Origin of the sequence: Pseudoalteromonas piratica, assembly GCF_000788395.1 — a bacterium.
Taxonomy (GTDB): domain Bacteria; phylum Pseudomonadota; class Gammaproteobacteria; order Enterobacterales; family Alteromonadaceae; genus Pseudoalteromonas; species Pseudoalteromonas piratica.
The window spans coordinates 3,123,793-3,150,525 of sequence record NZ_CP009888.1; the positions used below are offsets into that span (position 1 = coordinate 3,123,793).

Consider the following 26,733-nt stretch of genomic DNA (forward strand, 5'->3'; position numbering starts at 1 on the left):
CCATAAATCGACAATAAAAATAACAGGTTAAACATAACAACTATGGTTACAGTCTCGCAATACCTTAGCTATTTTAAAGATCGCCGATTAATTAACATTTTTGCCTTCGGTATCTCCAGTGGCTTTCCTTGGGTATTAATCGGCTCAGTTATGTCTGCCTGGCTTAAAGATGAAGGCCTTTCGCGTTCAATGATAGGTCTTTTTGGCATTGTATTTGTATGCTATAGCATCAACTTTTTATGGTCGCCATTAGTTGATCGTGTAAAACTCCCTTTATTACACAAACGCCTTGGCCAACGCCGTAGTTGGATTTTACTAAGCCAAGTATGCATCTTGTTTGCAACACTGTGGTTAAGCCAAGTAGATATTCAAAATCAACTGTATTCTGTAGCGTTATGTTGCTTTGTTATTGCACTGGCGGGGGCGACTCAGGATATTGCTATCGATGCTTTTCGTATTGATACACTCGATGAAAATGAAACCCACAAAACCACTGCAGCTGCAACAATGGCAACATCTGGGTGGTGGACAGGCTATGCATTACTCGGTGCTATGCCTTTTTATATTGCGGATTTGCCAAGTTGGCAGTGGACACACGTATACTTTGTTTTAGCAATAGTTATGCTAACTCTGATGCTTGGGGTATTTTTTGCAAAAGAACCTAAATCAAATCGAGAGTACGTGCATAAAGCCCTTGAAGCTGAATTTATTCAAAATGATTCATCTTTAACTAAACGCATTGGCGCATGGCTTTGGGTGACGGTTGCAGCTCCCATTCAGTCGTTTTTCTCTCGCAATGGCGTTAAAACAGCCCTTGCCCTGCTCGCGTTTATTTTTCTTTTTAAAATTGGTGAAGCCTTTTTAGGTCGAATGTCGATTGTTTTTTATAAAGAGATTGGGTTTTCTAACTCTCAAATCGCAACCTATTCAAAACTTGGTACTGGACTTATTACCATTGTTTTTGCCTTTTTAGGCAGTTTATTTAATTCACGTTATGGCATCGTTAAAGGCTTATTTATTAGTGGTATTGCCATGGCCGCGTCTAATTTAATGTTCTCATTAATTGCCATGGTAGGGCCAAAAGAAAGCCTCTATGCTATGGCAATTTTGGTCGATGGATTTACGCAAGCTTGGTCATTAGTTGCCATGGTCGCGTTTATCTCGATGCTGTGTGATCGCGCCTTTAGTGCTACCCATTATGCGCTATTAGCATCGCTTGGTAACTTAGGACGAACGTTATTGTCTGGTTCTTCTGGGTATTTGGTGGATTATCTTGAAGGAAATTGGGCGCTGTTTTTCTTAATTACAGCCTTGATGGTGATCCCATCATTAGTATTTTTATATGTGATAAAAGACCGTTTGATGGCCTTAGAAACTGATTTTTATAAAAAACAATAATGCATCCATGCATCATTATGAACTATTTTGAAGCGAATGATTATTCACTTTTTAAAATAGTTAAGCCTTCAATTGGATCAATTTCAAGCGCTTGGCAGTAGCGAATAAACTCAACCACATCTAAACGACGTTCTTGATTTTCAATTTTACCAACAAATGAATGTGGCGTGCCAAGTACTTGTGCAAGGCTGCGCATCGTGTGGCCTTTTTCTTGGCGCTTTACTTTAAGCCATTGTGTTAGGCGCGAATTCTCTTCAGATGCAACCGTTTTCCCCATCATGTTTACTTCTCCTATTGATGATTGGAAATACTTATTTTATCTACCAAACAAAACCACACTTAGAATATTGATTAAAATATACAATATCTAGTATAAATTTTAGTTAAGACATTCTACCTACTTTGAGTAATTGCCCTACAAATTTTGCGGTTAATCCACAAAGAATAGCGATTAAATGCAAAAAACAGAAGTATTTAATATAAGTAATTATTTATCTTGCATAAAAATTTACTATTTTATAGACAGCGGTGTCACCCTTAATCACTAGCATAATAGACGCTTTAGTTGCATTGCTGGCACGATTTAATATTTTGCTATACCCTATAAAAACAATAACTAAGAATTCATTTCTATGATTAGACTGTTTTTTCTTTTACCAATTTTATTATGTATCGCGTGGTTTTACTTTTTAAAAGTAAATAACGTTCCTTTGAAACAAGGAAAGAAAGGCTTTTTTTACATTTTAGCTTTAAGTGGCGTTATTTTAGGTTTCTTCACCTTAATGCTACATGTAACAAAAACAGATTAAGATAAAAGAGCATCATTCGATGCTCTTTTTAATTACAAGGTAAAAGTGAAGACAGCCAGTTGAATGCGAACTAGCTTGCCAGTTTATGTTTCACAATTTCTGCTTCTGGGTATTTAACAGACTTTTTCCTTAGTGCTAATAAGCAAGGTGTTAAAACCAATGTTAATACCGTCGCAAATGCCAACCCACCAGCCACAGCAGTAGATAATTGCACCCACCACTGTGTTGATGGTGCGCCAAACGCAATTTCGCGGTTAAACAAATCAATATTAATTTGCAGAACCATTGGCATTAAACCAAGAATAGTAGTAACGGTTGTTAATAATACCGGTCTTAAACGCTGTGCACCTGTACGAAGTATCGCTTCATGCTGCTCCATTCCCTGTCTGCGCAACACATTATAAGTATCAATTAATACAATATTATTGTTCACCACAATCCCAGCGAGCGAAATGACCCCAATGCCCGACATAACAATGCCAAACGGCTGCTGCAAGATAATCAATCCTAAAAACACGCCAACCGTAGAGAACAGCACCGCGCTTAAAATCAACATTGCTTGATAGAAACTATTAAATTGCGTTACCAAAATAATACCCATTACAAACAACGCAACCAAGAAAGCTTTTTCCAAAAACACCATTGATTCGTCTTGCTCTTCATTCTCACCACGTACTTTAAGCTTCACGCGGGGATCTAACCCTTGTGCTTCAAGCTGTGCTTGCAAACGAGGTAATGCTTTAGAGAGTTGTTGCCCAGCTTTAACATCAGCATTTACAGTCACCACGCGATGACTGTCAACACGGTTAATGGTATCCACTTTTTGTACAGCTTTTCGTTCAATAAAGTGTGTAATCGGCACCTGACCATGTTGCGTTTTTACACGTAAGGTTTCTAATCGGCCCAAATCACGTTTATCAGCGGGGAAACGTACACGAATATCAATTTCATCATCCACATCATCAGGGCGATATTCGCCAAGCTTAAGACCATTTGTCACCATTTGAACATTGGCACCTAACATGGTTGCATCAGCACCAAAGCGTGCTGCATCTGCTCGATTAAGCTTTAATTGCCACTCAATACCAGGTTTAGAGCCTGAATCATCGACATTGACAAACGCGCCATCATTTTCAATTGCATTACGAATACGACGCGCTTCTTCATTGAGCACATCAGGGAATTTCGAACTGAGTTCAATCGATAAATCTTTACCACCACCTGGACCATTTTCATCTTTCCGGATCTCAATTTCTACCCCAGCTAAATCTGCGGTATTGCCTAGAACTTCCTCGATAATTTGATCCGCCGGACGGCGTTTATCCCAATCTTTTAGATTCATACGCAATGAACCAACGATGTCTTTGCCGCCAGAGCGAGAGTAAAGCGTTTTTATGCCATCAACAGTTAGTATGCGTTGCTCTATGTCTTTCATGATTTGATCTTTTTCATAAATCGACAAATCACCGTAACTACGCACTTTTAAATTGATACCATTGGGTTCAACGTCAGGAAAAAACTCGACACCAAGGCCAGACATACCGTAGCCAACAAACACTAAAATTGAAAAGCCGATAGCAGCAAACAAGCTTAACAGTGGACGTCTTATTGCGCGATCCAGTAGACGAACATAGCGCCCTGTAACCCCTTCTAATTCAGTTAAGTTTCCCTCTTCTGAACGTAATAAGTTTTGCTTTTGTTCATCTCTAAGCGGACGCACTTTACCAATCAAGCTTCCAATGGTCGGAACAAATACAAGCGCCATGAGTAAGGATGCTGATAAAGTAGCAATTAGGGTAATAGGTAAGTATTTCATAAACTCACCCATCATACCTGGCCAAAAAATTAACGGAGCAAATGCCGCTAACGTAGTGGCAGTTGACGCGATTATTGGCCATGCCATACGCTTTGCTGCAACCGCATAGGCTTTTTTACGCGGCATCCCTTCGCTCATCATACGGTCGGCAAATTCACTGACAACTATAGCGCCATCAACCAACATACCCACAGCCATAATCAAAGCAAAAAGTACAACAATATTAACCGTTAAACCAAATATCGCTATTACTAAAATACCTGTTAAGAACGACCCCGGAATTGCCACACCAACTAAAAAAGCTGAGCGCGTGCCAAGAATTGCAATAATTACAATGACCACCAACAGTACGGCAGACAGTACATTATTTTGTAAGTCTGACAGCATATCTTTCACGTCTTTACTCATATCTCCGGTGTAAGTCACCTTAATATGATTTGGCCAGATGGCTTTGCTTTCTTCGACTTTGGCTTTTACTTGATCAACCGTGTCTATAATGTTTTCGCCTGCACGCTTTTTCACTTCTAATGAAACAGCTTGCTGGCCATTAATACGGGCAATCGAATTAGGGTCTTTGTAAGAGCGCCTAATTTGCGCCACATCCATAAAGCGTACGACTTTATCACCCGACACTTTAACCGGTTGTTCCATTACATCTTGAATGGTTTCAAAAACCGAGGGAATTTTTACCGCAAAACGGCCTTTACCTGTATCTAATGTGCCCGCAGCAACCAAGCGGTTATTATTAGTGAGCAAACTGTAAATATCATTTTGGTCAAGACCATACGACTCCATCAAAAGTGGGTCGACAACAATCTCAACCATGTCTTCACGCTCACCACCTATTTCCACTTCAAGTACGCTCGAAATAGACTCAAGTTCATCTTTTAAATTACGCGCAATAGTAAGTAAGCCGCGCTCTGGAATGTCTCCAGATAATGTAAGGGTGATTGTTGGTTGCTGGTCTTCCATCAGTACTTCATGTACTTCAGGCTCTTCAGTTTCAGAAGGCAGCTTGGCTTTCGCCAAAGATACCTTATCGCGCACATCAGCAAGTGCTTCTTTTGGATCAGTACCAGCAAAAAATTCAAGTGTGACAGAAGCATGCCCTTCGCTGGCAACGGCTGTCATTTCTTTAACACCTTCAATGGCACGTAATTCAATTTCCATTGGCCTAACTAATAGGCGCTCAGCATCCTCTGGTGATATGCCATCATGCACGATTGAAACGTATATAAACGGAATAGTGACATCCGGATTCGATTCTTTAGGTATGTTTTGGTAAGTCACCCAACCTGAAATAATTAACAATATAAAAATTGATAATACGGTACGGGTGCGACTCAATGAGGCATCAATTAAAGTACGCATAGATAACCTCTACTCTTGCTCAGTTGCAAAAACCGGCTCAACTGTGTCACCAATGCGCACAAATCCCTGCCCTAAAGTAATGACATTTGCTTTATCACCGAGACCAGCCATCCACACACCGGATGCTTCTGACTTCACCACATCAATTGGCGAGAACACAACTCGGTTCTCCTCATCAATTGTTTTTACGCCAATATTGCCCTCTTCATCAAGCGCCATAAATGCCGGGCTTAAATGAATCGCACTCACTTCATCATAAGTAATATCAAGTTGAGTAGAGAAACCAGCGCGATATTGCATATTGGGGTTATCAAACGCGGCTTCAATTTTGAATGTATTAGTGTTGTCATCGGCAACCGATGCAATATAGCGAATTTTGCCAGGGTATGTTTTGTTGTTAATAAATAAAGCAGCGACTTCTTGCCCGACTTTCAGCCCTATCACTTCTTTTTGAGTGACGTTGGCACGCACAATCAGTGGATTTAAATCTGCCAATTCTAAAATTGGATCGCCACGACCTACGTAATCGCCGAGTTCAACTAAGCGCTGATTGATCATGCCTGAAAATGGCGCGCGGATTTCTGTGCGCGCTAGCGATAACTTCAAGTTAGCTAAATTCGCCTTTGCTTGCTCAAGGCTTGCTTTTGCACGAGCGAGTGCAGATTGATCATTAAGTCCTTTTTGCTTAAGTTTCACCGCACCTTGGTACTCAACTTCACTTTGCTCTAATGATGCTTTTGCTGCTGTAATTTGCTGCTCTAAATCAGATTTATCTAATTTAAGAATAACCTTGCCCTGCTCAACAAATTGGCCTTCTTTTACCAAAATTTCAATAATTTCGCCTTCTTGTCGCGCTGAAACTCGAGCAACTTTATTGGGTTCAGTGCGGCCGTAAAGTTGAAGTGTACGGTTTACTGTATCGGCGTATAGGGTTTCAACTTTTACTTTTGCAACACGTTGCTCAGTTTGTTCTGTTGCTTGTTCATTGGCCTGTGACCCACCTGACATCATCCATAGAATAATAAGAAGTGTAATAAAAACAGCGATAATATAAGGCTTTTCATTGAGTTGAATACTCAATTTTTTGAATAGGTGCATTCCCTTCTCCAACAAACTTAGGCAATATTTTCTAGTTTGATAATAATCTTTATCACGTTTAGATGTAAGTTAAAAAGTGTAACACCTTCGACATTTTTAGATAAATTTACGGCTGATTTTTGAAACAAAAAAAGCCACATAAAAGTGGCATTTTTAAAATAGGATAGTGCGTTTTGTAAATTAAACGCTAAATGATGCCCCACAACCACATGTCGTTGTTGCATTTGGGTTATTTACAAAGAAACGAGAACCTTCTAGGCCTTCAGTGTAATCTACTTCACCGTCAACTAAGTATTGTAGACTCATTGGATCGACTACTAACGTTACACCACTTTTTTCAATTTCTAAGTCACCTGGATTGGTTTTCTCATCGAATGTAAAACCATACTGGAAACCTGAACACCCACCACCAGTAACATAAACACGTAGCTTTAATGCTGGGTTTTCTTCTTCCTCAATAAGCTGTTTAACTTTATCTGCAGCTTTGTCGCTAAATTTAATTGGTAATTGATCAGACATACTTCGACCCATATATGTGAATGGTCGAATTATCTAATACCTGACCAATTTAATCAAGTTTAGTGCTATTCCCTTTGATGATATTTAAGTGGCTAAACATCTAACGCATTTATTGCGTTAGATCATTAACTATTGGGTAAATTATCTTATTTTTTATTGGCTATATGCTGTTATAATTACGTCATAATTAAGCCATTGAATTATCGACAACAAGCGCATGACATTTAGCCAAAAAGTAACCAACAATTTGGCGGCCTTAAGAAGGGTCGTTGCTCGACCAAAATCGAGTATTCAATTAGCGTTACTAGGTGTATTGGCCGGTCTTGTGGCTGCAATGCTAATCATCATGTTTAGATTGGTTGTGTTAATAGGTCAAAGTGGCTTTGTTTCTGAATATGACAACTTTACCCAGCTACCTGAAACCGACCGCCTTATTTTGCCAATTATTGCGGCCGTTTTTATTGCAACATTTGCCTACCTTACAGGTTTTAAGCACTACCGCTTAGGCATCCCCTATGTGATTCACCGGATTAAACAGAATTACGGGCAGATGCCAATTTGGAATGCAGTGAACCAATTTGTTGGTGGTGCAATAGCACTGATCAGCGGTTTTTCAGTTGGGCGAGAAGGCCCTTCAGTTCATATGGGTGCCGCCGGTGCAAGTGTCATCGCCAGCTACCTACATTTACCCTTTAATGCAATGCGTACCCTAACAGGCTGTGGTGTTGCCGCAGGCATTTCTGCCTCATTTAATACTCCCCTTGCGGCAGTAATCTTTGTTATGGAAGTAGTACTAAGAGAATACAAAGTACATATTTTCGTACCTGTCATTCTGGCATCAGTAACCGGCGCCATCACAACCCAGTTTGTATTTGGTTCTGATTCTGAGCTTGCACTTATTACAGTAGAATCAATTCCACCTTGGCATTACCCATATTTAATTGTTTGCGGCATAGTTCTCGGGGCGGTTGCTTATGGTTTTAACAAAAACTTAATGCTTATAATTCGTACATTTAAAACGGTAAATATGTTCCCACGCTTAATTTTAGCAGGCATTATTACGGGTGCGATTGGCTACTTAGTGCCGCAAGCGATGGGCTCAGGAATGAGCGCAATTGATATTGCAGTGAGCTCACCAGAACAAGTGCAACTGCTTACCACCATTTTAATAGCAAAGTTATTAGCGACGTTATTTGCCTTAGGATTAGGTATTCCTGGCGGCATCATTGGCCCGGTTATTGGTCTCGGCGTTATATTAGGCTCATTAATGAGTTATTTTGCAGCCTTTATTAGCCCTGATGTTAATATAACAGGTACCTATGCGGTGCTTGGCATGGCAGGTTTACTTGCTGCCACATTAAATGCCCCGCTTGCTGCTCTAATGACCGTTATGGAGTTAACCGCTAGCCATACCATTATTGTACCCGCAATGTTGGTCATTGTGTCTGCCTACTTAACCGCACTACAAGGCTTTGGTAATCGCTCTATTTTCTTACAGCAGCTCGATTTTCAAGGTCTGAAATACCAAGTTTCCCCAGCAGTTGAAGCACTACAAAAAGTCGGTGTTATTGAGGAAATGAGTGATAAATTCAATTTACTTTACAGTGATGATAAAGCGCTTATCGCTGAGTCACTTGATGCTGCAGATGCGCAAACACCACTGATAGTGTTTGATCAGGACAATGGCTATCGTCTAGCAGAATATGACTTAAACTTAACCGCGGAAGAAAGCGTTAAAATTCGTTATATTGAAATGCAAGGTGTGAGCAGCCAGTCAACTCTTGGTGATGCATTTGAAATACTTAGAGACAACCGTTCAGGTGTTATCTACGTATATGATCAACTCAAAGACAATGATATTTTAGGCATTATTCGCTGGGACGATATTCGCCAGATTTTAATGATCCGCAACGCACTGCTTTAGGACATAACAATAATGAACACCCTTTTACTCATTAAAGCGCTACATATCTTTTTTATGGTAGCTTGGTTTGCCGGCATATTTTACCTGCCTCGTTTATTTGTTTATCACGCAATGACTGAAGAGCGCAGTAATAGCGCCATGCTTAAAATTATGGAGCGACGCTTGCTGTTTTTTGTCACCCCATTTGCCGTTTTAACCGGTGTATTCGGCTTTGCCCTAATGCATATGTACGGCATGGAATGGGTAAGGCTTAGCATTTGGCTTCACATTAAACTCAAGCTGGTGCTGCTGCTTTATATCTATCATGGCTATTGCTTTAAATTGCTGGCTGATTTTAAGCATGATAGAAACAAACGAAGCGATAGGTTTTATCGCATTTTCAATGAATTACCTGTTTTAATATTGCTAGCGATTGTGATCTTAGCAGTAATGAAACCAAGTTTTTAAAAAATCTGCTATATTAGCGCCCGAAAACAACTGCTCAGGACCTAAATCATGTCAAACTTTGTTGGCCAACATATTCTGTCTGTAAATGAGTTAAACCGCGATGCGATTGAAACCATTTTCGATGTTGCTCGAAAAATGGAACCGTATGCGAAAAAGCAAAAACGCACTAAGGTACTTGAAGGTGCCATTCTTGCGAATTTATTTTTCGAGCCAAGCACGCGTACTCGTGTAAGTTTTGGTACAGCATTTAATTTACTCGGCGGACTCGTTCGTGAAACAACGGGAATGCAATCCTCTGCGCTAGCAAAAGGTGAGTCACTTTATGATACTGCTCGCGTAATTTCATCATACGCTGATGCCGTTGCAATGCGTCATCCAGAAGCACATTCCGTTGCAGAATTTGCCAGTGGCTCAACCGTACCTGTACTTAATGGCGGTGACGGTCCAAATGAACACCCGACCCAAGCACTGCTTGACTTATTAACTATTGATAAAGAGCTTGCTCGTTTTGATCGTAAAATCGACGGTATGCACATTGCCCTTGTAGGTGATTTAAAATATGGTCGCACTGTACATTCACTGTCAAAGCTTTTATGTCACTATAAAGATATCAAGTTTTCACTTGTTGCTCCTGATGGTTTACAAATGCCAGATTACATTGTTGATGCTGTCACCAATGCCGGTCACCAGATTGAGCTTGTTAACCAAATGGAAGGCAACCTTGCTGCCGACATTGTGTATCAAACACGTATTCAAGAAGAGCGCTTCCCATCTCAAGAAGAAGCAAATAAATACCGCGGTGGCTTCCGCATTAGCCAAGCGATTTATGATGCTCACTGCAAACCAAACTCAGTATTGATGCACCCACTGCCGCGCGACAGCCGTGGTGATGCCAATGAGCTTGATAACGACTTAAACAGTAACGATAACCTAGCGATTTTCCGTCAAGTACAAAATGGTGTACTGGTACGTATGGCGCTGTTTGCATTAACGCTAGGTGTTGACGGTCTCGTCGACAAATATGAAACCGAAGTGCCATGGTTTAGCCGTAAGCAAAATACCTAATCTTATTTGGAACAAATGATGACAATTAGCCAAGATTTATTTGATAGAGCACAAGCTTCTATCCCAGGTGGTGTGAACTCACCGGTGCGTGCATTTAATGGTGTAGGTGGTACACCACGGTTTATTACAAAAGCCGAAGGCGCATTTACCTATGACGCTGACAATAACAAGTATATTGACTATGTTGGTTCTTGGGGACCAATGATTTTAGGCCACAATCACAGCGCGATTAAGCAAGCTGTATTGGAAGCTGTAGAAAACGGTTTAAGCTACGGTGCTCCCACTGAAACTGAAATCCTAATGGCCGAAAAAGTAAAAGCACTTGTGCCATCAATCGAAAAAGTGCGCATGGTAAGTTCGGGTACCGAAGCAACCATGAGTGCTATTCGTCTTGCCCGTGGTTTTACCGGCAAAGATAAAATCTTAAAGTTTGAAGGCTGTTACCATGGTCACGCTGATTCACTACTGGTAAAAGCAGGTTCTGGTGCACTGACCATGGGCGTGCCGAACTCACCGGGTATTCCTGAAGATTTTGCCAAGCATACGCTGACTGTATCGTTTAACAAACTTGATGAAGTAAAAGAGATCTTCGCAAAATTCGGTGAGGATATCGCGTGTATCATCGTTGAACCTGTTGCAGGTAACATGAACTGCATCCCACCCGTTGCTGGCTTCTTAGAAGGGTTACGTGCTATCTGTGATGAGTACAAATCAGTGCTTATTTTTGATGAAGTAATGACTGGTTTCCGCGTTGCAAAAGGCGGTGCACAAGCGTATTACAACATTACACCTGATTTAACCTGTTTAGGTAAAGTGATTGGTGGCGGTATGCCGGTAGGTGCATTTGGTGGTAAAACTGAAATCATGGATTACATCGCACCTGTTGGCCCAGTATATCAAGCAGGTACGCTTTCAGGTAATCCAATTGCCATGGCAGCAGGCTTAAAAGCCCTTGAGCTGCTAGATATTGACGGTCTTCATGATGAATTAGAAGCAAAAAGTAAGCGTATTTGTGAAGGCTTTAAAGCTGCTGCTGAAAAAGCAGGCATTCCGCTTACCACCAACTACGCTGGCGGCATGTATGGTTTCTTCTTTACATCTGAAGAAACAGTAACCACTTACCAGCAAGCGACAGAATGTGACTTAGAACGCTTTAAAAAGTTCTTCCACTTAATGCTTGATGAAGGCGTATACCTTGCGCCAAGTGCTTTTGAAGCTGGCTTTGTGTCAACCGCACATGGTGATGCTGAAATTGACGCTACCATTGCAGCTGCAGAGCGCGCATTCGCTAAACTGTAAGCTGAGTAAAAGTATTGAATAAACTAAACCACGCAAATGCGTGGTTTTTTTTGAACAAAAAAAGGCAAAAACCCGTTCTTATTATAAACTTATACCACTGCGCTACTTAACAGGACCTGAGTTTATGCCACAACCCAATGCCTTTCTTCTTCCCGCTGTCAGTTTAATGGGAAAATTAAACTACTCTAAAAAAATTGTTGTGGTGGTATGTGTTTTACTGATCCCTTTGGCAATCAGTTTGATTTTTTTAAATGTGCAATTGAATAATCAGATAACACAGCATCAAAGAGAATTAACCGGGCTGAAGAATTATGTGCCTTTATTACAAGCAGTAACGGATAATGATCTTAGTAAAGTAGTCCCCAACGACTTTAATATATCAACAGACAACGTTATAGATTCCCTTAATAAAATTTCGATAAAAAGTCATCTTGCCACTGATAACGACTTAGCAAGCAACTTTTTAAATCGCACCATTGTGGATGACTTTCCATTACTTGTTGCAAACTTTTATGCTGTAAAAGAAGCTACTGATACTGTTATAAGTAGTGGTAGCTTTACCCCGGATACATTTATTCAGCTGTCCAATCAAAATAAAGCGCTGCCAAATTTTATTAGTAATCTTGAAAGTAAAGTGATGGTTGCAATGACTCATCACGCACCAACCAAAATTACTTTACAAAGTACTGTTGATGACACCAAAAGATCTCTGCTCAACTATCATAAAGTAATTAAGCAACAAGTACTCGACCCCGACTCCATCGCACTATCGCGCTCGCAATTTACCGAGCTTAATAGCAACACCATCGCCAGCTTAGAAAACTTCACAAATACACTACTACCACATTTAACACAAAAAGTAAGTCAGCAGATGGCCGACGCGAAATTTATTCGTAATAGTGTGCTCGCTGCTTCAATTATTTTTATAGTGTTAGCACTTTATTTAGTCGCAGGTTTTTATTTTGCTGTGGTCCGTACCCTCTCTCGACTATCAAGCACTGTGAGTGAAGCAGCGAGTGGCTCGCTGAATATTGAGGTAAATCTCGAAAGCGATGATGAGTTAGCGGCAATTGGCCACCAAATTAATTTTATGTTGAAACAATTTGCTGAGCTCGTTGAACAATCACAGCACGCGGCACTCGAACTTAATCAAGCGACGACCTTATTAGCAGACGCAAGTGATGCAAGCCGTCAAGATGCAATTCAACAAGAGCAAAAAATAGCTGAAATTTCAAGCCAACTGAGTGACATGAGTAGTTCTGCACAAGCTGTTGAACAACAAGCCACTGATGCACAAACCTTAGCAAAAGAAGCAAGTATTCATGTGCAGCAAGGCAGCCAAAATACCCTCAATTTAAGCCAACATATGGCAGAACTACAATTGGATTTTAAACAGAGCCAAGCAGCCCTCAATAAGCTTGCTGAAGACACCCAGAACATCAGTAATGTTAGCGTCGCAATCAGTGAAATAGCTGATCAAACTAACTTACTTGCACTTAATGCTGCGATTGAAGCTGCCCGTGCAGGTGAACAAGGCAGAGGTTTTGCGGTAGTAGCAGACGAAGTAAGAACCCTTGCTGCTCGTACCCAACAACAAACGCAAGAAATTCACACCATTGTCAGTACCTTACAGGTGGCTGCGCAAGATACCCAAAACAAAATGCAAAACAGCGTAGATAAAATGGAACTGGGTGTTGAACAAGCTAATCAAACACGTGATATTCTGGCCGATGCAGAGCAAGATATGCAGTCAATCGATCGCTCTGGTGCGGCAATCATGGATCAAGCAAGCTTGCAAACCAGTAGCACATTAAATGTGGTGACTCGCAGCGATGAAATCAGCCAATTAGCACAGCATAGCTTAAGTTCGGCCCAAAGCACTGCATCTGAAGCAAATCACATTTTACAAATTGCCAATAAACTAAAACAGTCTCTGGGACAATTTAAGCTCTAATTCACAGATAACGCACTACTGACAACGCGGTCGTGCGTCAAACTGTTCCGCTGGTATTGGTAATTTAAGTACCGTGCCACAACCCGGTGGAGCCTGTTTACCTGTTTCGGTATTCACAAATGCCCACTTAATTGATGGCGGCCTTGGTGTCGCAATTGATTCAGGGTTAAGCTGTCTTAAATAACGAATATACAGTTCAAGTGCCCCTACACTTCCGGTGAGTTTGGTCGGTTTATTATCATCACGCCCAACCCAAGTAACCGTTACCGTATTCTGATCAAACCCAGCATACCAGCTATCACGCAAGTTGTTGGTTGAGCCCGTTTTACCCGCTAGCTGAATGGTTGGAAAATGCAATTTCAAGCGTTTTGCAGTTCCTTCTCGAGTCACTTTTTGCATAGCGTATTTAGTCATATAACTAGTCGCAGGTGAAAAACGCCTTTGGGGTTTACTTTGATGTTGATAGATTAATTCGCCTACTGCGTTGGTGATCGCAGCAACAGAGGTAATTTTGCGATAATCACCATCAAAGGCAATCGTAGAGTACATTTGTGCGACATCGATTGGCGATAACTCTTGTGCACCTAACAATAAGGATGGATACTGATTTATCGTCTGATCTATTCCCAAACGTTTAATTGATTGCGTCACCGCTGGTAACCCAAGATCTAAACCAACTGCCACAGCTGGCAGATTGACACTCTTGCTGAACGCTTGGTAAAGCGGCATTTTACCACGGAATTTTTGGTCGAAATTAGACGGCGACCAAGTATGACCAGACTCGTTGCTAATTTCCATCGGTTCATCATCAACTAAACTGCCTAACGTATATTTACCTGATTCGAATGCTGTCATATAAATTGCTGGTTTAATTAACGAACCGATATTTCGTTTGGTATCTAACGCGCGATTAAAACCATTAAAGTCACTATCGCGAGCACCAACTAAAGCTGACACCCCACCGTATTTAACATTTACTGACAACATTGCAGCTTCAAGTTTGGCAGTCGACTTTAAGCGCTCTAAATAGGGTAAACAACTCTCAAACGAGCTTTCCATCGCTGCTTGTTTTTGTAAATCAAAGTACGTAAATACACGCACACCCGCGTCAATTGTATCTTTTGAATTCAGAATATCTTTTAGTTCACGGCGTACCAAATCCATATAACCAGGATGCTGGTTGATATCAAATCGCGACAATGGCTCAATTTTAATATCACGAGCAAGTGCAAGTTTATAACTCTTAGTTGAAATTAAGCCATTTTCAGCCATTAAACGCAGCACTAAATCACGCCTTTCCATTGTGCGCTCTTTAAAGCGGCGCGGATTGTAGTAACTCGGCCCTTTAACCATCGCAACTAATAAGGCAACTTGGTCATACTCAATTTCATTTAATGGTTTACCAAAATAAAATTCACTGGCCAAGCCAAAGCCATGTACTCCCTGAGAACGTGATTGCCCAAGGTATACTTCGTTTAAATACGCTTCTAAAATTTCATCTTTGCTGTATCTGAAATCTAAAGTCAAAGCAATTAACGCCTCATTAATCTTACGTGTCAGAGTACGTTCACGACTTAAATAGAAGTTTTTAGCCAACTGCTGAGTCAGTGTACTACCACCTTGTACAGTCCGCCCTGCGCGAATATTAGCGACAAGCGCGCGCACAATTGACCAAACTGACACGCCGTGATGTTGATAAAAATCACGGTCTTCAACCAGCAGTAAGGTTTCTTGTACTACTTTGGGAATATTGCTTAGCGGTACAAATTCTCGATCTTGTTTGGTTTCATTTGCCAAACGCGCCAATTGCACTGGCTCTAAGCGCGCCATAGTAAGGTTTTCACCTTGTTCGCCTTTAATGGCTGCAAGCTTTTTCGGGCCAAATATCAGGTCAAAACCTGTTTGCTGCTCAACACCATCATAAAATTCAAAGGCGCGACGATAAATACGAATTGAGTTTCCTTTGATCACATATTGGCCAGTATTATTGATACGGTTAACTTCTGAATAGTTAAGACGCTGCAGTTCCCATATCACTTCATCTTTAGATAGATATTGCCCGGGATAAAACGTCATTGCACGGGCATAGATTTGCGCAGGCAATTGCCACTTGTTGCCTTCAAACTTGCGACTTATTTTGCTGTCTAAATAAATCAAATAAAGTGCTAACGCTACACACAAGCCAATGCCAAGCTTGAACGAGAAAATAGCAGCACGCTTTAAAAAACTAGGTTTTTTAGGCGCTTTTCCTTTTCTTTTGGTACTCGCTTTACGTTTTTTAGTCGATTTTGAGGCTGTCGTTTTAGCTGGTTTCTTTTTATCTGTCATTGCGCATAGAGTTGAGAAAAATCGTCTTTATCATACCGATTTTTATATCGTATTTCATTGCTAATACTAGGTTAAAACGCCATTATAATATGATGTTATTCTTTGTTGTTTATAAAGCCTTCAATGTTTACTGAAACGTTAATGCAACAATCAAATGTAACTGCAACGAAGTATCCCATGATAAAAATCTTGATATAAAACCAAAAGGCTAGCGATGAAATACACACAATTAGGCAGCTCAAACATTAATGTGTCACGTGTTTGTTTAGGCACCATGACATGGGGTGTGCAAAATAACCAACACGATGCAGATCAGCAAATTGCTTTTGCTAGCGAATGCGGCATCAATTTTATGGATACAGCCGAAATGTACGCTGTTCCACCTACACCAGAGACATATGGTAAAACTGAAGAGATCATCGGTAACTACTTTGCCAAAAACCCACAAAAACGAAACAACTGGGTGGTTGCCACAAAAATAGCTGGCAATGGTTTACCTTGGATCAGAAACGCCACAAACATTACTGGCCAGGCAGTAATTAACGCCGTTGATGCGTCTTTAAAACGCTTACAAATCGATACCATTGATGTTTACCAATTGCATTGGCCAAACCGTACTTCACCACACTTTGCAAAGCATAGACCAAATCAAATCAGCTTCTCAAATGTGGATACCAAAGAACACAAAGCGCAAATGTTAGATATTTTACAGGGACTTGAACACTGTATTAAAGCCGGAAAAATCCGCCATTATGGCCTTTCGGATGACACGACTTGGGGTATTCATACTTTTATTGAACTTGCCAAAGAACATAACTTGCCAAGACCAGTATCGATTCAAAATGAGTTTAATTTACTGCACGCAAAAGATTGGCCATATTTAATTGAACATTGTGTACATGAAGAGATTGCTTATCTACCTTGGTCACCATTAGCCACCGGGATGCTGAGTGGTAAATACTTGAATAATGCAAGACCAGAAGGCAGTCGTTGGACATTAATGCAACGTAATGGCTTATTTAGGAATACCGAATTTGCGCAGCAAGCTGTTGCTGAATATTGTCAACTTGCCAACCAGTTAGGCATCACGCCAAGTCAGTTGGCACTTGCATGGTGCGATCAAGTTGATGGTGTAACGTCAACCATTATTGGCGCAACCACCCAAGAACAATTACAAGAAAACATTGCAGCATTTCAGCTCAATTTACCCTCAGACTTTATGGCTCGAGTAGACGAGATTTGGCGTAAATACCCACTACCTTACTAGTCTACTTAAAAAGCGTAAGCACTAATTGCTTTAGAGTTACAGGCATCACTACAAACAACGCAACCCCAGATGCAAAGTCTGGGTTTGCCTTACAATAAAATGCGATTTCGGGCTTATTGCTCGCCAAAAATGATGCCAGTTCTTGCGCGCTGTAATTACTGCTGCGTCCGGTCTCAACTAAACACTTCGTTTTTGTATAAGCACTTTCAAAACCAGAACCATTGAACTCATCAAACAACATTTGCTGACCAGCTACGCTTTGATTACTGGGATACGAGATTGCTACACGTTTTACAATAGCGCGGTACATTGCTGGGCTTAACATAGTATCAGCATAAAAAATTTGCTGCCAAGGGTGGGTTAACCAATATTTAAATGCTTGGCTAATTGAGAATGAAAGGGTGTTACCACCTTTACGAAACTCCGGATAAAAACCCGCTGATGCGCGGATTAATACCTTTTTATTTGAGTGCTCAAACGTAAGTAAACAGTAACCAACAAGTTTTCCATCAAAGTAATAACACCTTAATGTCCGTTTAAATGATTTGGCATCGGCAAAGTATTTTTGATAATAATCATCGCTTGAAATACCTTTGAAGCAACTGGCAAAAATTAATTTTAGCTCGTTAATTTGAGCATCGTTCAACCAGTTATTAGGCCAACTAAAATCTTTCGTCTGTTGAATAGTTCCCACTTAACCGCCAAAGTAGAGTTTATACTCTAACCAGAATAACAAAGCCGGTTTATCTAAATCCATAATAAACTAAACAAAATTGCGTATTCTCGCGTACAATCATAACAAATACGCTCCATTTACCTTAATTGCGAAGTATGTTTATGTCTAAATACAACAATCAAACATTTTTGGGTTATCTTGGCCTTGTACCTTTTTTATTGTTAGTTGGTGCCCACTTTTTATTTGAACACCCATTATTAGGCCAGGCGTTTTTGTTTTACAGCATTAGCATTATGAGTTTTGTTGCGGGTAGCTTATGGCGCACATCAAACACTAACAAGTTTAATTGGTTAGTCGTGTTACCAACAATACCGACGCTCGCACTTGCATTGTTCGATACTAAACTCGCCCTACTCTATTTAGGTGCGTGTTATGTGTTTATATTAGCGCTACAAAAGCGCACCGAAGACTGGCCTATTCTAGCGCCTGACTACCAACGTATGCGTGAACGTATTACGGGTGTTGTGTTGGTTTGTCACTTATTTTTTGCAGCTCAGCTGCATCACGCTGTGGTGTAAATTTCAGCGAAAGAGCAGAGTGATGTTACATTCTGCTCTTTACTTTATTGGTCGATTTAGCATTGGCGGGATCATCCGGCCAAAAGTGTTTTGGATAGCGACCTTTCATTTCTTTTTGCACTTCACGATAGCTCGACGACCAAAACCCCGCTAAATCTTGCGTTATTTGCAGTGGCCTCATGGCTGGTGAAAGTAACTCAATAGCGAGCGCTAAATTACCATCAGCGAGAGCCGGCGTGGTGGCAACACCATACATTTCTTGCATTTTTACTGCTAACTTTGCAGGCCCATCTACTTGATAATGTATTTTCAATTTCGACCCTGTCGGCACAGCTAAACGTTCAGGTAACAATTCATCTAAACGCGATTGCTGCTGCCAATCAAGCAGGTTTTTAATAGCAGGTAAAATCACTATTTTTTTAAGCGCTACAAGGCTATTCACTTCGCGCAAATAAGGCGATAACCAACTAACTAAATTATCAAGTAAAAGTGATTTACTGATCGCTGGGAATTCATTTGGAAAAAACTGATGTGCGAGTGATATACGTATAATATATTGTTCAGCGTCATCATCTAAGTTAACTAATTGCCACCCTTTTCTTTCAATAATCTTGCACCATGCTGCGGCTTTTTCATCAGCACTCAAAGGGTTATTACTTGGTTTTCGCGAAAGTACGAGCTTACCTAAACAGTCATGTGTTTCAGCAATAAAGCGCCCAGTACTCTCATCAAACTGTGCAATGTCTTTACTAGAAAATAAATAAGGTAATGCACTTTCAATTAATGTTAAGTCACATTTGCACGCATTAAAAACATGTTGCCCGCTGGCGCCGCCCATATCACCAATGCATAACACATCATCATAAATTGGGAAATCAGGCGGCAGTGACGCACCAGCGCCATTTGCTAAACGCAGGCCATTGCCTCGTTTTTGTGCAATTCGGTCAGGAAATGCAAGTGCCATAACAAGCGATAAATATTCAAGAGGTAGATACTTAACCGCTGATAACTTTAAACGTTTAAGCCAAAGTTTAAGTTCCTTTGTAAAGCTTGGCTGCGGTTTACTCAGTTGTAAACTAAGCCCGACTGCAATATCGTTACTGCGATTGCTTTGACTAGTAAAAAGCGCTACAAGATAAGCAGCTAACACATAAACTCCTGGATAATCAGTATCGAGTTTTTCAGCTTTAAGCAGCATATGGGCAAAACGCAGCTCCGTACCATAGCTCAACATTTTTTTCCCAAGCGCCGTGATTTTGCCATCAGGGGTAATGGCCTCTAGCATTAACAATAACTCATGCGCAGCATCAATTTGCTTGACGCTTGGTTTATCAAGTAATACTAAATCATCGATTGTTGTTCCCCAATTAGCACACTCTAAGATAAGTTGGCTAATATCGCTGCGTAATATTTCAGGAGTTGAATGGCTTGCTCTGCGCTCAAACAGCTCTTTGCTACCTAAGCGATACACGACTCCCGCCTCTATGCGCCCAGCTCGTCCCGCACGTTGAACCGCTGAAGACTTGGCAATATTCACAGTAAGTAATTGGCTGATGCCATTTTTAACATTGTATTGGGTGATTTTTTCTTTGCCTGAATCAACTACGATACGAATACCATCGATGGTCAAACTGGTTTCAGCAACATTAGTAGTTAGTACAATTTTACGAGACTCATCATCACATGGTTTCAGTGCTGCTTGCTGTGTGCTTTTATCTTGCTTGCCAAAAAGCGCGTAAATAGCGGTATTTTGTCCAATAACCCCAGCCTTTTTTGCATCAAGTAAGGCACTTTCAACCGCTTTGATTTCTTTCACACCCGGTAAAAAAACCAGCGCACTGCCTGTTTGCTCAGCGACTGCTTTAAGAGTAAGCGGCGCAATGTGTGACAACCAATCAGCCTCATTAGTGAGTGGCGTATAAACCTCAGAAATTGGGAATTGGCGACCTTCACTGTGTACTAGGGGTGCGTCAAACTCTGTTGATAGCCGCTCGCCGTCTAATGTTGCTGACATCACCAGCAATTTTAAATCATCGCGATATGCCATCTGCGCTTCAAATGCCAGTGCTAAGGCAGTTTCTGCTTGGATTGAGCGCTCATGGAATTCATCAAAAATAACCAAATCAATGTTATTTAACTCGGGATCATCTTGCAGCATGCGAGTGAGCATACCTTCGGTTACAATTTCAAGGCGCGTTTGCTTACTGACAAAGCGCTCTCCACGAATACACAAACCAATGGTTTGCCCCAAAGGTTCATCCAAGCATTCGGCTAGAAAATTTGCGATATTACGTGCTGCAAGCCTGCGCGGCTCCAGCATAACAATGCGTTTAAAATGATTATCTTTTATTAGCTGTAACGGCAACCAGGTCGATTTACCGGCGCCAGGTGGTGCCTGTAAAACAACTCGCTCGTTATGTAATAGTTCGTTTACTAATGTGTGATAAACACTCTGAATAGGCAGCAAAACTTATATCCAACAGTTTTTTGCTGAAGTTTAACTGTTTTGCTTTAACTTCGCAGTAATTGGCACACAAATCGCAACAAATATGCCACTAACAAACACACAGGCAAGTAAGCCAAATTGTTGATACACAACACCCGATAACACAGTACCAAATAACCTACCGCAGGCATTGGCCATATAGTAAAGCCCAACATCCATCGATGCCCCTTCATCACGGGCATAATGCACAATTAAAAAGGAATGAATGGCGGAGTTAACAGCAAATATAATGGCAAATAGAATTAACCCTAAAATAGCAATATCAACTAGCGGTAAAGCAAAATAAGCAGCTAATAACATGACCAAAATAACAAGCAATAGCGAAATCGCAGCAAATAATGCAGCATTTGCATTTGCCTGTTTATTAAAAGCCTTAAACATTTTAGGCGTGCTAGACTGAAATACACCGTAAATGATCACCCAAGCTGCCATCATGGTACCCACTTCAGTGCTTGACCAACCTGCTTCCATAGTTAAAAAAACAGGCAAAGCCACAACAAACCACACATCGCGACTAGCAAATAAAAAGCATCGCGCAAATGACAGTAAATTTACCTTACTGCTTGATGAAAAAACTTGATTAAATTTAGGTTTAAATTCCTTTGCCTCTAAGCTTCGCTTAAGTCTTAACGCCACCAGCAAGCTAATTATCCCAAGCCCTGCGGCAAGAATATATAAGCTTTGCTGATAACCAAACATGGCCAAAAGAAATCCACCTAAAAAGAAACCACAACCTTTTAAGGTATTTTTCGATCCAGTGAGCAGTGCGACCCACTTAAATAAAGTGCTGCCTTCATCGCTAGGTACCAACTGTTTGATCGCAGTTTTAGCACTCATTTTATTAAGGTCTTTAGCTATACCAGACACAGCTTGTAGTGCCATAACATACGCAACACTTAACCATTGAGTTTGTGCTAGCAATACAAGCGCACTAATTTGCAAAAATAAACCACTAAATAAAGTGAGTTTTAAGCCAAAGCGAGCACCTAGCCAGCCACCAAACAGATTTGTAACGATGCCAAAGAATTCGTAAAACAAAAACAGCATGGCAACTTCAATGGGTGTATAGCCAAGGGTATGAAAATAGAGCACTACAAGCATACGTAGCGCCCCATCCGTTAAGGTAAATCCCCAATAAGCGAGGGTTATTTGAATATAATCCTTAATTCCCTGATTAACTGTTTTTGTTGCTGCTAACATAATTTTAAGTTTGAGATGAAAAAGGTTGAACATCTAAACCAAGGTAATCGCTCACCTTGGTTTAGCAAAAAGAATCACGACCAAATAAATTAAGAGGCTGCAATCAGGTTGACGATATCGTTCATGCGCGACACGTAATTAATTTCATTATCATACCAAGCAAGCACTTTAACTAAATGGTTATCAATGACCTGAGTTGATAAGCCATCAACAATCGCACTATGTGTATCACCAACAAAATCAACCGATACTAGCGGACGCATTTCAATGTCTAAAATCCCTTTTAGTTCACCGTTTTTAGCTTCTTCAAAAGCATTATTAATTGCTTCAACACTAGTCGCCTGTTCCGTTTCAATAACTAAATCAACTAACGAACCACTCAGCAAAGGTACGCGTACAGCTAAGCCATCAAGCTTTCCTTGTAATTCAGGGAAAATCGTCATGATTGCAGTAGTTGAGCCTGAACTAGTAGGAATAAGCGACTCACCACATGCACGTGCGCGACGCAAATCTTTGTGCGCTTTATCAACAATCGTTTGGGTATTAGTAATATCGTGAATGGTAGTCATTGAACCACGCTTAATACCTACGGTGTCTTTCAGCACTTTTACAACTGGAGCTAAGCAGTTAGTTGTACAGGAAGCTGCTGTTACCACTTGGTGCTTATCTGCTTGATATAAATCGTGGTTTACGCCATAAACTAAATTAATCGCCCCTTCGTCTTTTACCGGGCACGAAACCAATACACGCGCAAGGCCTTTATCAAGTAACGGTTGAAATAATTCTGATTTGCGGTACAAGCCTGAGCAGTCAATTAGCAAATCTATACCATCTACAGGTAAAGCAGTTAACGCTTTCTCATGTAATAACGCTATTTTACGTTCTTCAACATAAAGTGAGTCATCATCTGCATAAATGGCACTGTCTTTAAATCGCCCTTGAACGGAATCAAACGCTAATAAATGCGCTATTGCTTCATTACTCGCTGCTGGGTCATTAATATAAACCAACTCATGATGCCCTTCTGCTAACACAATACGTGCTAACAATTTCCCCATACGGCCGAAGCCATTAATCGCAATTTTCATAATAATCAGCCTAACAATTTGAAGGTTTGAAAGAAGTTAAATCGCGTTGCACTTGGCAATCGCGTTTTAGTGAATCGAATGTTAGATTTAATATAGCCATAAATGACTCATCCATAGCTTTATTTAACTGGTAATAGCGCCAAGTACCCCGTGTTACAGACTCAACTAACCCTGACTTTTTTAAATAACTTAAGTGACGGCTTACCGACCCTTGAGGCATTTCAAGAACAGCAACGAGATCACAGACACATACTTCGTTATGTTCTAAAATTAACGCCATAATTCTGAGACGAGTATGCTCGCTCAAAGCCTTGTGAAATTGTGCTACAACCATAAATTCGCTTAACCATATATACGCATAGGCAAATATTAAAAGATGCTAGATAAAAATCAAGAAAATAAACGGTTATTTTTTGGGTTAGATTTCGAAAAAGAGGATAAGTATAGAATATTCAACTGGTTGGAAAGCTCTGTTGATAACAAACGAAAGTCTGTGCTTGAGCATAATCTGCATTTAACCTTAGCTTTTTTACCAAATGTCACACTTGATAATGAACAAAAACTAATTGAATTTGCTAAACACTTAACGCTTTCACCTTTTCAATTGCAATTCGAACACACAGGTTATTGGCAAGATACAGGGATTTTCTATTTAAAGCCGAATAAAGTAACAACACAACTTACAGAACTTGCGACGTCATTACGCGCAGAAGGTGAGCGTTTAGGCATTTACAAAAACCCGCATGCATTTCACCCACATATTACATTAAAAAGAAACTGCAAGCAGCAACCGAGAATAAATAAGAATATTACGCCATTTAATGTCGAGTTTAAGCAATTCAAATTATTTCACTCAACACGGGTAAATAACCAGTTGCGCTACTTACCCATAATGGAATTTCCGCTTTATTGAAACAAAACTAAGATAACTGACGTTTGAAATCTTTAATAACGCTATTTAACGAATTGATAATTTTAACATGGCTGAAAGCCAGCTCTTCAAATTTCAGAAGGGTTTCATCGGTTACTTTTGTGAGCTTAGTCTCTTCATCTGTGGTGAGCTCTAACTGGCTAAAGATCTCGAAGAATGCGAGCGATTGATTGCTTTGAATTTGTTGAGTCTGTTCAGTAAAGAGTCCCATTTTATTTTGTAAATCATCGAGCTCAAATGCGATTTTTTTGAAATAAAGCTGTTTTACATACTCTTGATTGAGGGTTTCAATTTGGTGGTTCGCGCACTCAATATAGGCAGCTACAACATCTAATATTTGCCCTTTACGCACCTCATCTTCAGGCATGTTTTTGATTAAAATACAGATATTGCTGTCTTTAAAAAAGTATCTGCGACCTGCATTAATAATACGATCATCACGCTGCATAACCAGCTTAAACAAGTCCTCTTCCATGCCACAAGCTCTCGCAGAAGGACTATCCCAATAACTAATTTGGGTATTTTCGTTATATGCCACTGAAGCGGTGATTTCCAAGCTTTGAAGGTAGGAAAAAATATGCAGCAAAAACTCGCTGTAATTTGTGCATGAAAGGCATGACTGCATGGCTCTTGCCGTATTACCCCACATAAAAGAATCAGACATCGCAGAAAACACTGCAGTGTTTGCATCCTGTTCAGCAATTTTAAGCGCATCAAACTCTTGCTGATTTGCCAACGCTTTTTTAATTTTGATAAGTAATAATGGCGGAATAAAAGTACGTTTATCAATCCAATCGGCTGCACCTGCATCAAAAGCAGCCATTTTCACTTCAAGGTCTTCTGAAGCACTCAAGAAAATAATAATCGGTGGGTTTGCTTGCTTCTTAACATACTCAATTAACTCAACACCGTTACCATCTGGAAAATAGTAATCTAACACTATGACACTAAAATCAGCATTTTCACACAAGGCTTTAGCTTGCTCTAAGCTATATGCCTGCGAAATCTGATATTCATCTGTCAGACTCGAAGCAACAAGTTCATTTAAACAAACATCATCTTCGGCGATTAATAAGTTAATTTTCATAATCTAAGCACATTTTTAACTACAACTTTAATCATAGGATAATATCACAAATAAAAAAGCCCAATAGCTGCTAGCATTGGGCTTTTAAATAACTTTGTAACTTAAAGTAACACGTAGTCTATTTTAGGCTTAAATGTTGCCTCTTACAGTTACAAATTCAGGGTAGGCATCTACACCACAATCATGTTGATCCATACCATTAATTTCTTCTTCTTCACCAACACGAATGCCCATCGTCTTTTTAAGTACAGCCCAAACAATATAAGAGCTCACAAAAACAAAACCAAAGATAACCAATGCACCAATAAGCTGATTAACAAAGGTTGCATCGCTATTAGAGAATGGTACTAACATAAGCCCTAAGAAACCACATACACCATGCACAGAAATCGCGCCTACAGGGTCATCAATCTTAGCCTTATCAAGTGCCACAATACTAAACACCACAAGGCTGCCACCTAATGCACCACCTAACACAGCAAGCAGCGGGCTTGGTGACGCTGGCTCTGCCGTTATAACCACAAGACCTGCTAACGCACCATTTAGCACCATAGTTAAATCAGCTTTACGCCACAATACTTTACATAATAACAGTGCAGCGATTGCACCAGCAGCTGCCGCCGCATTGGTATTTAGCAGGATTTGACTCACTGCGGTTGCATTTTCTTTGTCTGAAAGCAGTAATTGCGAACCACCGTTAAAACCAAACCAACCCATCCACAAAATAAACGTACCTAATGTAGCTAATGGTAGGTTAGAACCTGGAATTGGATAAATTTCACCATTTTTACCGTACTTGCCTTTACGTGCGCCAAGTAATAATACACCAGCAAGCGCAGCTGCTGCGCCAGCCATATGCACAATGCCGGAACCCGCAAAATCAACAAAACCCATTTCTGATAAGAAGCCACCGCCCCACGTCCAATACCCTTCTAAAGGATAAATAAAACCTGTTAACACAACACAAAAAACAAGGAATGACCAGAGCTTCATACGTTCAGCAACTGCACCAGATACAATAGACATTGCCGTTGCAACAAACACTACCTGAAAAAAGAAATCAGATTGTAGCGCATGATCTGCATCAGCTGCCTCTGTTCCTATCAACATTCCAAGCGAAGGTAAAAAGCCACCTTCAGCGTTGTCTACATACATAATGTTGTAGCCAACAATTAAGTAAACCGTACACGCAATAGCATAGAGTGCTACGTTTTTGGTTAAAATTTCAGTGGTATTTTTAGAGCGCACTAAACCAGCTTCTAACATGGCAAAACCTGCTGCCATCCACATAACTAAAATACCCGACATTAAGAAGTAAAATGTATCGAGTGCAAATTTTAATTCAACTACTGTATTTTCCATGACATTCCCC

At 40.4% G+C, this 26,733-nt stretch carries 21 protein-coding genes; 9 read left to right on the forward strand and 12 right to left on the reverse strand.

What is annotated here, in order from left to right; genetic code table 11:
- The first annotated feature begins 33 nt into the window (after positions 1–33).
- Positions 34–1,398: an AmpG family muropeptide MFS transporter gene (locus OM33_RS14445; RefSeq protein WP_038642741.1), complete on the forward strand. Its 1,365-nt coding sequence runs from the start codon at positions 34–36 to the stop codon at positions 1,396–1,398.
- A 40-nt stretch (positions 1,399–1,438) separates the two neighbouring features.
- On the opposite strand, the gene OM33_RS14450 is transcribed toward OM33_RS14445, so the two are convergent.
- From OM33_RS14450 to erpA, 4 genes are all read right to left on the reverse strand, one after another.
- Positions 1,439–1,678, reverse strand: coding sequence for a helix-turn-helix domain-containing protein (locus OM33_RS14450; RefSeq protein WP_038642742.1), 240 nt, complete (start codon positions 1,676–1,678; stop codon positions 1,439–1,441).
- A 599-nt stretch (positions 1,679–2,277) separates the two neighbouring features.
- Positions 2,278–5,394: an efflux RND transporter permease subunit gene (locus OM33_RS14455; RefSeq protein ID WP_038642744.1), complete on the reverse strand. Its 3,117-nt coding sequence runs from the start codon at positions 5,392–5,394 to the stop codon at positions 2,278–2,280.
- A gap of 9 nt (positions 5,395–5,403) precedes the next feature.
- A complete protein-coding gene (locus OM33_RS14460) occupies positions 5,404–6,492 on the reverse strand; it encodes an efflux RND transporter periplasmic adaptor subunit (protein WP_038642746.1) in 1,089 nt (362 codons plus the stop codon).
- Positions 6,493–6,672: 180 nt separating this feature from the next.
- Positions 6,673–7,011 (reverse strand): iron-sulfur cluster insertion protein ErpA, encoded by a 339-nt coding sequence (gene erpA, locus OM33_RS14465; RefSeq protein ID WP_038642748.1) that lies wholly within the window; start codon positions 7,009–7,011, stop codon positions 6,673–6,675.
- A 217-nt stretch (positions 7,012–7,228) separates the two neighbouring features.
- Here erpA and OM33_RS14470 point away from each other — a divergent pair, with 217 nt between their 5' ends.
- The 5 genes from OM33_RS14470 to OM33_RS14490 all read left to right on the forward strand — a co-directional run bounded on the left by OM33_RS14470 (position 7,229) and on the right by OM33_RS14490 (position 13,700).
- A complete protein-coding gene (locus tag OM33_RS14470; protein WP_052141030.1) occupies positions 7,229–8,935 on the forward strand; it encodes a chloride channel protein in 1,707 nt (568 codons plus the stop codon).
- 12 nt (positions 8,936–8,947) lie between these two features.
- Positions 8,948–9,382 carry a CopD family protein gene (locus OM33_RS14475; protein WP_038642750.1) on the forward strand — a complete coding sequence of 145 codons (435 nt, stop codon included), beginning with the start codon at positions 8,948–8,950 and terminating at the stop codon, positions 9,380–9,382.
- 48 nt (positions 9,383–9,430) lie between these two features.
- Positions 9,431–10,447 carry an aspartate carbamoyltransferase gene (locus OM33_RS14480; RefSeq protein ID WP_038642752.1) on the forward strand — a complete coding sequence of 339 codons (1,017 nt, stop codon included), beginning with the start codon at positions 9,431–9,433 and terminating at the stop codon, positions 10,445–10,447.
- 18 nt (positions 10,448–10,465) lie between these two features.
- Positions 10,466–11,746 carry a glutamate-1-semialdehyde 2,1-aminomutase gene (gene hemL, locus OM33_RS14485; RefSeq protein ID WP_038642754.1) on the forward strand — a complete coding sequence of 427 codons (1,281 nt, stop codon included), beginning with the start codon at positions 10,466–10,468 and terminating at the stop codon, positions 11,744–11,746.
- Between the two features lie 124 nt (positions 11,747–11,870).
- The gene (locus OM33_RS14490) at positions 11,871–13,700 is read left to right on the forward strand and encodes a methyl-accepting chemotaxis protein (protein WP_038643455.1); all 1,830 of its coding nucleotides are present in this window, start codon (positions 11,871–11,873) and stop codon (positions 13,698–13,700) included.
- A 15-nt stretch (positions 13,701–13,715) separates the two neighbouring features.
- Here the strand turns inward: OM33_RS14490 and mrcB are convergent, their stop codons facing one another.
- Positions 13,716–16,028 (reverse strand): penicillin-binding protein 1B, encoded by a 2,313-nt coding sequence (gene mrcB / locus OM33_RS14495; protein ID WP_038642756.1) that lies wholly within the window; start codon positions 16,026–16,028, stop codon positions 13,716–13,718.
- A 214-nt stretch (positions 16,029–16,242) separates the two neighbouring features.
- On the opposite strand from mrcB, the gene OM33_RS14500 reads away from it, so the two are divergent.
- Positions 16,243–17,295, forward strand: a complete 1,053-nt coding sequence (locus OM33_RS14500; RefSeq protein WP_038642757.1) for an aldo/keto reductase — start codon at positions 16,243–16,245, stop codon at positions 17,293–17,295.
- 1 nt (position 17,296) lies between these two features.
- Here OM33_RS14500 and OM33_RS14505 read toward each other — a convergent pair whose 3' ends face one another.
- Positions 17,297–17,989 (reverse strand): hypothetical protein, encoded by a 693-nt coding sequence (locus tag OM33_RS14505; RefSeq protein WP_052141032.1) that lies wholly within the window; start codon positions 17,987–17,989, stop codon positions 17,297–17,299.
- 143 nt (positions 17,990–18,132) lie between these two features.
- Here OM33_RS14505 and OM33_RS14510 point away from each other — a divergent pair, with 143 nt between their 5' ends.
- The gene (locus OM33_RS14510) at positions 18,133–18,549 is read left to right on the forward strand and encodes a DUF3429 domain-containing protein (protein WP_052141033.1); all 417 of its coding nucleotides are present in this window, start codon (positions 18,133–18,135) and stop codon (positions 18,547–18,549) included.
- A gap of 25 nt (positions 18,550–18,574) precedes the next feature.
- Here the strand turns inward: OM33_RS14510 and hrpB are convergent, their stop codons facing one another.
- The 4 genes from hrpB to OM33_RS14530 all read right to left on the reverse strand — a co-directional run bounded on the left by hrpB (position 18,575) and on the right by OM33_RS14530 (position 23,677).
- Entirely contained in the window at positions 18,575–21,016 is a 2,442-nt protein-coding gene (gene hrpB, locus OM33_RS14515; RefSeq protein ID WP_038642759.1) for an ATP-dependent helicase HrpB, read from the reverse strand.
- Positions 21,017–21,046: 30 nt separating this feature from the next.
- Positions 21,047–22,255, reverse strand: a complete 1,209-nt coding sequence (arsJ, locus tag OM33_RS14520) for an organoarsenical effux MFS transporter ArsJ (protein ID WP_038643461.1) — start codon at positions 22,253–22,255, stop codon at positions 21,047–21,049.
- 89 nt (positions 22,256–22,344) lie between these two features.
- The gene (locus OM33_RS14525; RefSeq protein ID WP_038642761.1) at positions 22,345–23,343 is read right to left on the reverse strand and encodes an ArsJ-associated glyceraldehyde-3-phosphate dehydrogenase; all 999 of its coding nucleotides are present in this window, start codon (positions 23,341–23,343) and stop codon (positions 22,345–22,347) included.
- Between the two features lie 10 nt (positions 23,344–23,353).
- On the reverse strand, positions 23,354–23,677 hold the full coding sequence (locus tag OM33_RS14530) for an ArsR/SmtB family transcription factor (RefSeq protein WP_038642763.1): 324 nt from the start codon (positions 23,675–23,677) through the stop codon (positions 23,354–23,356).
- A gap of 42 nt (positions 23,678–23,719) precedes the next feature.
- On the opposite strand from OM33_RS14530, the gene thpR reads away from it, so the two are divergent.
- The gene (thpR, locus tag OM33_RS14535) at positions 23,720–24,256 is read left to right on the forward strand and encodes an RNA 2',3'-cyclic phosphodiesterase (protein WP_038642765.1); all 537 of its coding nucleotides are present in this window, start codon (positions 23,720–23,722) and stop codon (positions 24,254–24,256) included.
- A 7-nt stretch (positions 24,257–24,263) separates the two neighbouring features.
- Here the strand turns inward: thpR and OM33_RS14540 are convergent, their stop codons facing one another.
- Together OM33_RS14540 and OM33_RS14545 are read right to left on the reverse strand one after the other, a co-directional pair.
- The gene (locus OM33_RS14540) at positions 24,264–25,361 is read right to left on the reverse strand and encodes a response regulator (RefSeq protein ID WP_038642767.1); all 1,098 of its coding nucleotides are present in this window, start codon (positions 25,359–25,361) and stop codon (positions 24,264–24,266) included.
- A gap of 129 nt (positions 25,362–25,490) precedes the next feature.
- Complete coding sequence (locus OM33_RS14545) at positions 25,491–26,723, reverse strand: ammonium transporter (RefSeq protein WP_038642769.1); 1,233 nt, start codon at positions 26,721–26,723, stop codon at positions 25,491–25,493.
- Positions 26,724–26,733: the final 10 nt, after the last annotated feature.